The 9,929-nt window shown below is 70.8% G+C and carries 9 protein-coding genes; 2 read left to right on the top strand and 7 right to left on the bottom strand.

The genetic code is table 11. From position 1 onward, the window contains the following. Positions 1–231 precede the first annotated feature (231 nt). From ACZ7D7_RS10415 to ACZ7D7_RS10395, 5 genes are all read right to left on the bottom strand, one after another. Entirely contained in the window at positions 232–1,530 is a 1,299-nt protein-coding gene (locus ACZ7D7_RS10415; protein ID WP_470823592.1) for a cytochrome P450, read from the bottom strand. A gap of 459 nt (positions 1,531–1,989) precedes the next feature. Next, entirely contained in the window at positions 1,990–3,330 is a 1,341-nt protein-coding gene (locus ACZ7D7_RS10410) for an NADH-quinone oxidoreductase subunit D (protein WP_470823591.1), read from the bottom strand. A gap of 112 nt (positions 3,331–3,442) precedes the next feature. Continuing rightward, positions 3,443–3,997 carry a NuoB/complex I 20 kDa subunit family protein gene (locus tag ACZ7D7_RS10405; protein ID WP_470822235.1) on the bottom strand — a complete coding sequence of 185 codons (555 nt, stop codon included), beginning with the start codon at positions 3,995–3,997 and terminating at the stop codon, positions 3,443–3,445. A gap of 470 nt (positions 3,998–4,467) precedes the next feature. Then, complete coding sequence (locus tag ACZ7D7_RS10400) at positions 4,468–4,833, bottom strand: nuclear transport factor 2 family protein (protein ID WP_470823590.1); 366 nt, start codon at positions 4,831–4,833, stop codon at positions 4,468–4,470. Between the two features lie 248 nt (positions 4,834–5,081). Beyond that, positions 5,082–5,879: an alpha/beta fold hydrolase gene (locus tag ACZ7D7_RS10395; RefSeq protein WP_470823589.1), complete on the bottom strand. Its 798-nt coding sequence runs from the start codon at positions 5,877–5,879 to the stop codon at positions 5,082–5,084. A 112-nt stretch (positions 5,880–5,991) separates the two neighbouring features. Here ACZ7D7_RS10395 and ACZ7D7_RS10390 point away from each other — a divergent pair, with 112 nt between their 5' ends. Further along, positions 5,992–6,606, top strand: coding sequence for a TetR/AcrR family transcriptional regulator (locus ACZ7D7_RS10390; RefSeq protein WP_470823588.1), 615 nt, complete (start codon positions 5,992–5,994; stop codon positions 6,604–6,606). Between the two features lie 60 nt (positions 6,607–6,666). Beyond that, positions 6,667–7,530 carry an endonuclease/exonuclease/phosphatase family protein gene (locus ACZ7D7_RS10385; protein ID WP_470823587.1) on the top strand — a complete coding sequence of 288 codons (864 nt, stop codon included), beginning with the start codon at positions 6,667–6,669 and terminating at the stop codon, positions 7,528–7,530. 297 nt (positions 7,531–7,827) lie between these two features. On the opposite strand, the gene ACZ7D7_RS10380 is transcribed toward ACZ7D7_RS10385, so the two are convergent. After that, positions 7,828–8,565, bottom strand: a complete 738-nt coding sequence (locus ACZ7D7_RS10380; protein WP_470823586.1) for a 4'-phosphopantetheinyl transferase family protein — start codon at positions 8,563–8,565, stop codon at positions 7,828–7,830. Between the two features lie 9 nt (positions 8,566–8,574). After that, complete coding sequence (locus tag ACZ7D7_RS10375; protein WP_470823585.1) at positions 8,575–9,885, bottom strand: MFS transporter; 1,311 nt, start codon at positions 9,883–9,885, stop codon at positions 8,575–8,577. Positions 9,886–9,929: the final 44 nt, after the last annotated feature.

The raw sequence follows: 9,929 nt of genomic DNA, 5'->3' as shown, positions 1-9,929 counted from the left end.
CGCGCACCCGACGTGTCCGGCCGACGGCGCACGCCACCGGCCCGCCCTGAGATCCGGGGGGCGGAGCGGATTGCGGGCCGGTCACGCGTCGGCCCGCGAACACCCCGCCCACCGCGGCTTGTTGTGGTCACTGCCCATGACCACCGACCCCCCGGTGACCGCCGTCCCTCGAACCCCGTACGGCGGTCGTGTGCACGGCGTCCGCCGCGAACGGCGGCGCACCGGGCCGGTTCAGGCCCGGACGAACTCCACCGGCACCTTCAGCGCGACCGTGTGCTTGCTGTTGTTGGCCCACGGCACGGGCCCGGTCAGCCGCACCTCGGCCACCCGGTCGAGCAACGCGCTGAACAGGGCGCGCAGTTCGACGCGTGCCAGGTCCACGGCTAGGCAGCTGTGCGGCCCCGAGCCGAAGGCGAGGTGCGGGTTGGGGTCGCGGCGCACGTCGAAGGACATGGCGTCCGGGAAGACGCTCTCGTCCCGGTTGGCGGACGCCCACCACAGCGTCACCTTGTCGCCGCGGCGGAACTGGGTGTCCCGGAACGTGAAGTCCTCGGTGGCGGTGCGCCGGTTGTACGGCGTCGGCGTGGACCAGCGCATCATTTCCTCGATGGCGCTGTCCAGCAGGGACCGGTCGGCGCGCAGCGCCTGCCACTGGTCCGGCCGCTCGGCCAGGGCGAGCAGGCCCACGGCGATGACGTTGCGGGTGGGTTCGCTGCCGGCCAGGGACAGCAGGTTGACGAACACCTCGCGCTCGTACTCGCGCAGCGGGGCCACACCGTGGCCCTCGGGCAGGTCGCTGGTGGCGATGACGGAGAGGAAGTCCTGCGCCGGGTCGGCCCGCTTCTCGGCGAGGAGTTTCACTCCGTACTGGTACATGGCCAGCAGCGCTTCCTGGCTGCGCGAGGACGTCTCGCCGGACTCGCGGTCCTCGTAGCCCATGACCACTTCGGTCCAGTCGACGAACTGGGGCCAGTCCTCGCGCGGAACGCCCATCAGCGCGGCCACGACCTCGACGGAGAAGCGGCCGGCGACCTCGTTCTGGAAGTCGCAGGAGCCCCGCTCCACGACCTCGGACACGATCGCCTCGGCCCGCTCGGTGATGGTCGGGGTCAGCGCCTGGAGGACCGGACCGGTGACCGAGGGGGTGACCAGTTCCTTCAGCAGGCGGTGCCGCGGGTCGTCCATCATGTTGAGCATCGCGCCGGAGTAGGTGCCGGCGGGCAGATCGTCGAGGTGGGTGCCGCCGCCCTCGCGGTCGCCGCCGCCCTGGGAGGACAGCAGCGGGTGGGCCGCGGCCTCCAGCACGTCGGCGTAGCGGGAGAGCACCCAGAAGTTCTCGCCGTCGCGGGTGCGGCCCGGGGGGTGCAGCAGGACGGGCGCTTCCTTCCGGAGTCTGGCGAAGACCTCGTGCGGGAATCCGTCGCCGAACCGGTCCTGATCACTGAGGTCGAACCCGCCGAGAACGTCGGGCAGGTCGCTTGGGGAAACCTCGGCGGCGCTTCGCAATGTCGGGACGGCTGGTTGCTCCAACGACATATCTCTCCTTTTTGCAACGACGCACCGAGGACGCCAAGAACAGCAGTAGTGTCGCCCGACCGCGGAAAACCCGTCAAGCGATTGCCTGGCCGATTCAACGCCCGAACCCGATACCCGATGTTGCCCCGGGCAGTGCTGACCACCGAAGCCCTCACGGCGCCAACTTCCGCCCATTTCACGCCAGTTGACCGCAGCCGCCCGACACGGCGGGAGGCCGTGCCGGATGAACTCCGGATTTCCACCGCTCTACGAAGGAGAGGACGCCAAATAGGGTGTGGGGGTTGCTTGGATTCAGCCCGACAGGTCAGGACTGTAGGAACAACATCCGGCCAAATCTCGCCCCGTGCAGCAACATGCAAAGACGGGCGGTGCGAGGGGATCGGGGCACGAAAAGAGGCCGGCCGGCCCGGTGTGCCCGGGCCGGCCGGCCTCTCGCGCGTCAGGATCCGGTCGTTATCGGTCGACGCCACCCAGTACGGGGTCGATGGACGCGACGACGACGATGACGTCGGCCAGCTGGCCGCCTTCGCACATCGCCGCGAGGGCCTGCAAGTTGGTGAAGGACGGGTCACGGAAGTGGACCCGGTAGGGGCGGGTGCCGCCGTCGGAGACGATGTGCGCGCCGAGTTCGCCCTTGGGCGACTCGACCGTCGTGTACGCCTGCCCCGGCGGGACCCGGAAGCCCTCGGTGACCAGCTTGAAGTGGTGGATCAGGGACTCCATCGAGGTGCCCATGATCTCCCTGATGTGGTCGAGGGAGTTGCCGAGTCCGTCGGGCCCCAGGGCGAGCTGAGCGGGCCAGGCGATCTTCTTGTCGCCGACCATCACGGGCCCGGGCTCCAGCCGGTCGAGGCACTGCTCGATGATCCGCAGCGACTGGCGCATCTCCTCCAGCCGGATCAGGAAGCGGCCGTAGGCGTCGCAGGTGTCGACGGTCGCGATGTCGAAGTCGTACGTCTCGTAGCCGCAGTACGGGTCGCTCTTGCGCAGGTCGAAGGGCAGGCCGGTGGAGCGCAGGATGGGGCCCGTGACGCCGAGGGCCATGCAGCCGGCGAGGTCGAGGTAGCCGATGTCCTGCATGCGGCCCTTGAAGATCGGGTTGCCGGTGGCGAGTTTGTCGTACTCCGGGAAGTTCTTCTTGAGCGTCTTGACCAGGTCGCGCAGCTGGTCGACGGCGCCGGCCGGGAGGTCCTGGGCGAGTCCGCCGGGCCGGATGAAGGCATGGTTCATCCGCAGGCCGGTGATCAGCTCGAAGGCGTCCAGGATCATTTCGCGGTCGCGGAAGCCGTAGATCATGACGGTTGTCGCGCCGAGCTCCATGCCGCCGGTGGCGATGGCCACGAGGTGGGAGGAGATGCGGTTGAGCTCCATGAGCAGGACCCGGATGACGGAGGCCCGGTCGGGGACGTCGTCCTCGATGCCCAGCAGCTTCTCCACGCCGAGGCAGTACACCGCCTCGTTGAAGAACGACGACAGGTAGTCCATCCGCGTCACCAGGGTGGTGCCCTGGGTCCACGTCCGGTACTCGGCGCTCTTCTCGATGCCGGTGTGGAGGTAGCCGATGCCGCAGCGGGCCTCGGTGACGGTCTCGCCGTCGATCTCCAGGATCAGCCGGAGCACGCCGTGGGTGGAGGGGTGCTGGGGGCCCATGTTGACGACGATGCGCTCGTCGTCGGCGCGGGACGCGGACTGGACGACCTCGTCCCAGTCCCCGCCGGTGACCGTGTAGACGGTGCCCTCGGTCGTCTCGCGAGGACCGGACGGGGGCGTGGCGTGCACGTGGGGAGCAGTCATCAGCTGTACGACCTCCGCTGGTCCGAAGCCGGAATCCGGGTGATTGTGTGGGTGCCGGCGTGCGGCCGGGAACCGGCCGCCTCCCGCGCGGCGGGGAGTGTGTCGTCGCCGCTCATCGCAGAAGCCCCTTCATCTCGATCGTGGGCAGCGCCTTGAGTGCCGCTTCCTCCGCCTCGCGGGCCGCTTCCTCGGCGTTGACCCCGAGCTTGGAGGTCCGGATCTTCTCGTGGAGCTTGAGGATGGCGTCCATCAGCATCTCGGGGCGCGGCGGGCAGCCGGGCAGGTAGATGTCGACCGGGACGATGTGGTCGACGCCCTGGACGATCGCGTAGTTGTTGAACATGCCGCCCGAGGAGGCGCAAACGCCCATGGAGATGACCCACTTGGGGTTGGGCATCTGGTCGTAGACCTGCCGCACGACCGGGGCCATCTTCTGGCTCACCCGGCCCGCGACGATCATCAGGTCCGCCTGGCGGGGTGAGCCGCGGAAGACCTCCATGCCGAAGCGCGCGAGGTCGTACCGGCCGGCGCCCGCCGTCATCATCTCGAAGGCGCAGCAGGCGAGGCCGAAGGTCGCGGGGAAGACGGACGCCTTGCGCACCCAGCCCGCGGCCTGTTCGACGGTGGTCAGCAGGAAGCCGCTCGGCAGCTTTTCTTCGAGTCCCATTGGGTGCCCCTCAGCCCTCGTAGTCCTCTGGTCCCGTTCCGGTCTCCCACTGGCTCGGCGGCACCGGGCCCGGGATCGGGGTTCGGGGAGAAGCGCTCGGTGCCGTGCTCGTGGGCGCTACGTTCTGCCTGGTCGGGCTGTTCGGCGCGACGTGCGCGGGGACGCGCACGGGGAGGACGGCGATCGCCGCCCGCGGGCGCCGAGCACGAGCACGGGTGCGTAGGTGTTCACGCCCCTCAGCTCCTTCCAGTCGTCCTCGACCGATGGATCGCACGCACAGGCGCCCGCAAGGATCGCGAGTATGTGAATCGGCTCACATGCGCGACTGGGTGCATCCTATGCCCGAGGATCTGTGATCTGCGACATACGATACAGCAGCCAGTTTGTGATCTTCGCCACGCGAAAATGGATCATGTAAGCGGAGAAAAAGCCCAGTTCATACGCAGCGGGCCTCGGTGATCAGGGCTGGTTCACGGGGCCAGGGTGCCCTGGTGGAAGTACAGCCGCCAGCCCGTGTCCGTCAGCCGCCACAGGGAGCTGCGCCATGCGTGGCGGCCCTGGTGGTCGGTGAAGTACGTCAGGTGCACGAGGCCGGGCGCGAGGAGGACGCCGGACATGTCGCTCACCTCGACCGGGGCCTCCGCGGAGACGGCGCCGCCGCTCGTCACGGTGAGGATCGACTCCGCGTCCCACCGGCGTCCGGAGGCTCCGATCTCGGTGAACTCCGGGTGCAGCAGCTCCCGGACCCGGTCCGGCGAGGCACGTACCTCTGGGTCGAGCAGCCGCAACTCCGCGTCGACGGCCGCCCGGACGGCCGACTCGACCTCGCCTGCCATGCCGATCTCCCTCACCGTGATCCTTCGCGTTCGTCGGCGATGCGGTCCAGTTCGCGCATCGCCTCGCCGTGGGCACTCATCCGCCGGCTGAGGGTGCCGCTCGTGAAGAGGACGGCCCGGCCACGGCCAGGAGGCCGATGCCCCGGTTCCGGGTCCGGGTGGCCCGGTCACGGAAGTCGCGGTCGAACTCGCGGGATCGCATGACGTGTGAATCTACCAACGGCGCCCGCCGCGCCGAACTGCCGTTGTCAGGCCCGCCGTTCCCGGTGCGCGGTGCAGTACTGGAGGAAGGCGCGGAGCCTGGCCGCGAACCGTTCGGGGTCGACGAGGTGCACGAAGTGCCCGTCGCCCACCCACTGTTCGAGCTGCACGTCCCGCATCCGGCGGAAGCCGTCCCGCTCCCCGTCGGTGGCCGGCCGCCCGAGAACCGCCAGGCAGGGCACGTCGACGGCCGCCGCCCTCGCGTCGATCCACGCCTGCAGTTCGGCCGGGTCCGTGCTCAACACCTGGTCCCAGTAGTCGAGTACCACGTCCTGCTCGACCCTGTGCGTGTCCAGGACCAGGGTGCGGGTGGGTTCCGGGACGAGGTCGAGCCCGAGGCTCGACTCGATCCTCGGCCACACCTGGTCGAACGACGGGCCGCGCAGCATCGGCGCCATCTGGTGCACCATCTGCGCGACCGGCAGGATCTCCGTCGTCTGGTCGACCATGACGACGCCGCGCGCCGGATATGTGGCCGCGTACAGGCAGGCGATCCCGGCGGACGCCGAGTGACCCACGACGACCGGCTTGTCGACGTCCAGTGACCGCAGCAGGCGGTGGACCCGGTCGGCGATGCCCTCCAGCCGTGTCGGCCCGCTGTCCGCGGGACTGTCGCCGTGGGCCGGGAGGTCGACGGCGATGCCGGTGACGTCGGGGCCGAGCTGTGCGGTGATCGGGCGCCAGGTGCGGCGGTCGAAGGTCATGCCGTGCAGGAGGACGACGGGTGGGCCGGCGCCCTCGATGTCGTAGGCCAGCCCCGTCTCCAGGTCGGTCGCGGTCGCCATGGTGCACGCACCTCCTCGGAGACGTCCGCGCGGTCGCCCGCGTGAGCGTCCGCGTGCGCGTCACGACATTCCGTTACGTCGTAACGTAACACCGTTCCGATATCCTGTCGACATGGGACGCAAACGGGTGCACGACGACGCGACGGCCGAAGCGCTGCTGGACGCCGCGGAGCGAATCCTCCTGGCCGAAGGGCTGGAGGCGCTGACCGTGCGACGGCTGGCCGAAGCGGTGGGGACGACGACGCGGGCCGTCTACACGAGCCTCGGTTCCAAGGACGCCTTGATCGTCGGGCTGGGCGTGCGGGGTTTCGCCCTGCTGGGGGCCAAGGTCGCGGCGCTGCCCACGACCGGCGATCCGGCCGCCGACCTGGTCGCGGCGGGGGCGTCGGGGTTCCGGGAATGGGCGCTGGACCACCCCGCGCTGTTCCGGGTCACCTTCGAGCAGCAGGTCACCGTCCCGCCGGAGATCCGCAGCCGCTTCGCACCGGCCCGGGCGGAGGCCCTCCAGGCACTGCACGAGCGGATCCGCCGTCTCCACGCCCACGGCGGCACGGGAGGCCGGAGCGTACGGGAGGCGACCTGGCAGTTCCACGCGCTGTGCGAGGGGCTCGCGGCGGTGGACCTGCGGATGCTGACGCCTCAGCGACGGCCGGACAGCGCGCCGGTGTGGGCGGACGCCCTCGGCGCGCTGATCGCGGGCTGGGAGGCCACCGGCCGCACGCCGTGATCGGTTAACTCCTCCATATGTCCCGTCCCATAACCTGGTTCATGGGAGTCGTCGGACGGCATGTGCGCGCGTTTTCAGGAGGCGAAGGTGCTCAAGAAGGGCACGTGGTTGCTCACGGGTGCCGTGGTCGTGACCTGGATCGTCCTGGTCGGGCCCAGCGCACCGGGCGGGGCGCAGTCCGCCGGGTCGTCGCGCGTCGATGTCGTCCGGGACACGGTCGCGAACCGCGTCATGACGTGGAACCTCTGCAATCCCTGCGAGGAGAGCAACGTCGACCGGGCAGCGGAGATCGCCGCGTTCGCGCCCCAGGTCGTCGGCCTCCAGGAGGCGTGCGCGCCCGACGTCAAGCAGATCCGGGACTACCTGGAGGCCCTGCACGGCCTCGTCTACCACGTCGAGTACGGATCGGTCCTGAAGAGCTGGGGCCGCTGCGGGGGCGCGCCGTGGAGTCCGGGCGGCTACGGCCAGGCGATCCTCTCGGCAGCGCCGATGACCGACCCGGTGCTGGTGGAATACCCCGACGGCGGCTCCGAGGACCGCGGCTACCTGGCCGTCACCACGGAGGTGGACGGCGAGTCCGTCCGCGTCTTCAACACGCACCTCGCCCAACGGCGCCAGGAGGAGATCCGCGCGGACCAGACCCGCGTACTCGCCGAGGAAGTCGCCCAGCACGACCGGGCGATCGTCATCGGCGACTTCAACGCCGTGCCGTACGCCCCCGAACTCGCCGGGATGTGGGCGCTGGCCACGGACGCCGACCCCGAGTGCCACCCCTCGTCCACCGGCGCCTGCAAGGTGACCACGGACTGGCAGAGCAAGTTCGACTACGTCTTCCTGCGGGGCGTCGTCCCGCTGAAGCATCAGGTGCATCCGACCGGGGTGTCGGACCACCATGTGCTGCACGCGGACCTGGAGCTCGGCTAGGTCGGGCCTGGAGTCTGCGGCAGCGCTCAACGGAGAGGGGTCCGGCAGAGATGCGGGCGCCCGAGGTAGGGGCGACCAACTGCCCGACGGGCGTCGGCCGGCCGCGGAGTGGCTTCGTCAGATCCGAGCCGTGCTCGGGCGGGAGGGTCTCGACCGCTTGGACGACCGGGACGACCCGGGCGACCTGGCTGACCCGGATGACCTGAACGACCGTGGTTGATCGCGGATTTCGAGGACGGCTGCTTTCCCGGGGTCGTGGGGTCGCAGCCGTCCTGGGTGTGCCGTGTCCTCGGGGTTTCACGGCGTGCGCAGTGCCACCGCGGCGCAGTGGCCGTCGGGGACCGTCACGTCCGTGAGGAGCCAGCCGGGGACGAAGGCCGGGTCGTGGCCGGAGCCGACGTAGTCCGCCGACGGGTCCGCGGAGAGGCCGACGCCCAGTCCCTTCAGATAGGCCTCCTTGCGGGTCCACACCCGGGTGAAGGCGGCGGGCCGCTCCGCCGCGGGGAGCCTCGCCAGTTCCGCCGCCTCCCGGGGATGCAGCACGTCCGACGCCTCCAGCACGGTCGCCGGCGACACCAGTTCCTCCACGTCCACGCCGACCGGCGCGGTGGCGAAGGCCAGCAGGCTCAGGTCCGTGCAGTGCGAGAGGGAGAAGTGCAGCATCCCGTCCGGCAGTACGGGCCTGCCGTGCGGTTCGTCGCAGTGCAGGCACGGTGCCCGTTCGACCGTCACGTCGCCCGGGGCGATGTCCAGGTAGGCGCCGAGCAGGCGTCGTAGGGCCACGTGCGCGCAGACGTAGGAGTCGCGGTCGGCCGAGCGGACGAACTCCGCCGCCCGCGCCAGTTCCTGGGCGTCCAGGGTGCTGGGCGCCTGCCGGTGGGCATGCGACCGGTAGGTGGTGGTGTCCACCAGCCACACCTCCGGTCCGTGGGCGGGTACGGCTGCCGGGTCGCCGCCGGCATCGGGTCCCGGGCCGGGGCCCGGGCCGGTCAGCCGGCGCGGGAGCAGCAGTCGGGGAATGGTCAGGGTGGTCATGGCCCTCCTTCAGGCGGCCGGCACCGGCGGCTTGGCGGCCGACACGGGCGTTTGCGCGTCCTGCGGTGTCGACTGCCCGGTCGCGCGGGTCTCTTCGGCCGTCGCCGTCGGCTCCTCCACCTTCGCCGGGTGGCGCAGCGCGAGGACCGCGGCCAGGGGCGAGACGAAAGCGATCGTCCCGCACAGCAGCCACGTGGTCTGCACACCCAGGGCGAGGGACAGGGAGCTGAACACCGCGATGGAGATCGGCGCCGTACCGATGCCCGCCAGCGCCAGCGTCGACATGGCGGCGCCCATCCGTTCCTCCGGCGCGGCCTCCTGGTAGAGGGTGACGATGGCGGGTCCGTTGAGCCCGGACAGCAGTCCTACGGCGGCGGCGACCGCGGTCAGCGTGAGCGTGGACGGCATCAGCGCCATGAGCAGGATGCCTGCGGCCAGCCCGGCGCCGGTGACGACCAGGCGCACGTACATCGGGATGCGGTGCGCGAGGATCGCGCCGAGCGCGCTGGAGCCGAGGGCGCCGGCGCTGAAGGCTGCCAGCACCACGCCGACCGTGCCCACGCCCCAGCCGCGTTCGGAGACCAGCAGCGGCAGGGCGACCTCGGCGGGCCAGCTGAACGCCATGTCCAGGGAGAGGGCGGCGATGAACATCCAGCGCAGTCGCGGGTGCCCGGCCAGCAGCCGGAAACCGTCGCCCGAGCGGCGGACGAGGGAGACGCCGGGCTCCGGCTTGGGGCGGGCGAAGCCGTGCGTGACGTGCAGCAGGCAGCCGAGCCAGATCAGCCCGGTCACGGCGCCGGCGGCCATCGCGACCCACAGGTCCCCCGCCGCGATCAGGAACGCCCCGGTGGGCGCACCGAGGATCGGGGCCACCCGAAGGACCATCGCGTACAGGGAGTTGGCGCGGCTCAACTGGTCGCCGCGGGCGAGCATCGGCAGCAGCACGCCGGAGGCGGGGCCGGCCAGGCCCAGCAGTATGCCCTCGACCAGGGCGATGGCGACCAGGGGCCACAGGGTCTGGGTGGTGGCGGTGATCACGGTGCCGACGGCCAGCAGCACCACGCGCGCGGTGGTGGTGCGCAGCAGGACGAAGCGCGGGCCCAGGGTGTCGGCGACCGCGCCGCCGAAGATGAGCATCAGCGCGCGGGGCACGGTGGCGGCGAGCGTCAGCAGGGTGACCGCGCCGGTGCCGCCGAGTTCGACGGCGGTCCAGTTCATGGCGATGAGCAGGGCGAAGCTGCCGAACTGGACGGCGGCCTGGCCCCCGACCAGGGAGGAGATCCGTCCCCAGGGGACCGGGGGGTGCGCGGTGGTGTCCATGGACGTACCCGTTCTGTGGGAGTGACTGAAGCGAAGGAGGAGGA

The organism is Streptomyces sp. NPDC037054 (genome assembly GCF_055606745.1).
This window is presented reverse-complemented; position numbering and strand designations above follow the sequence as displayed.